The organism is Kribbella sp. NPDC055071, from assembly GCF_053608045.1.
The window spans coordinates 1-1,025 of the sequence record NZ_JBSGUS010000087.1 but is presented as its reverse complement, the minus strand read 5'-3'; the positions used below and the strand labels follow the sequence as shown (position 1 = coordinate 1,025).

The window sequence follows — 1,025 nt, the reverse complement described above, 5'->3', positions numbered from 1 at the left end:
GAATCAAGAGAATATGGAGATCCGCCTAGATGAACCAGTTCACTGCCGGAAAGATACGGAGGAGCTGGGCATTGGTGTCGGAGATTTTGTGTCGTTTGATCCCCGTGTCGAGATCACATCAAGCGGATTTATTAAATCGCGCCATTTGGATGACAAAGCAAGCGTCGCCTTATTGCTCCGCTTAATTCATGAAATTCAAACAGAAGACATTGAGCTGCCGTATACAACCCATTTTCTTATTTCCAATAATGAAGAAATCGGTTACGGCGGGAATTCGAATATTCCTCCTGAAACAGTTGAATATTTGGCGGTTGATATGGGGGCTATCGGTGACGGGCAGGCGACTGATGAATATTCAGTATCAATCTGTGTGAAGGATGCGAGCGGGCCGTATCATTATCAGCTCAGGAAGCATTTAGTTCAATTAGCCGAGAAGCATCATATCGACTATAAGCTTGATATATATCCGTACTACGGGTCTGATGCGTCAGCAGCGATCAAATCCGGGCATGATATTGTGCATGGCCTCATAGGGCCGGGAATTGACGCTTCCCATGCATTTGAACGCACCCATAAATCATCTCTTCGCCATACCGCTAAGCTTCTGTATTACTATGTACAGTCACCAATGGTATAAGGGGGAGGACCAATGAAGATTTATAAGCTGAAAAGCACATTCGGCTGGGAAGGTGATGACGGGTTGGGAGAACAGCTGATTCAGCAGATCCTTGCCGGAGAAAAAACCGCCACGTGCGCGCCGAAATCATTGTATTCAAAAGATGAATTGAGGGACGTTTATCAAACAGCGGGTCAGCTTGTTACCGTTTATGATAAACATGACAATCCAAGATGCAATATAAAAGTAACAGATGTCTTTGAAACCACCTTTGGTGCGCCTGATATGAGGTTAGTCAAAGGAGAGGGTAATGGAGACCGAATTGAGGAGTTTCAAGAGGATCATCGGATGGCATGGGCGGAACTGATCAAAAGCGGTGAACTGGAGCTGAATGAGGATACTGTTTTGA

Annotated in this window: 2 protein-coding genes; both read left to right on the top strand. The window is 45.4% G+C overall.

Annotated features, from left to right (window positions below):
• A partial coding sequence (locus ACWF4Z_RS38450; RefSeq protein ID WP_452248130.1) for a M20/M25/M40 family metallo-hydrolase occupies positions 1–637 on the top strand: 637 nt, incomplete at its 5' end.
• A gap of 12 nt (positions 638–649) precedes the next feature.
• Positions 650–1,025 (top strand): ASCH domain-containing protein (locus ACWF4Z_RS38445; protein ID WP_452248129.1); only part of this gene is annotated, 376 nt, incomplete at its 3' end.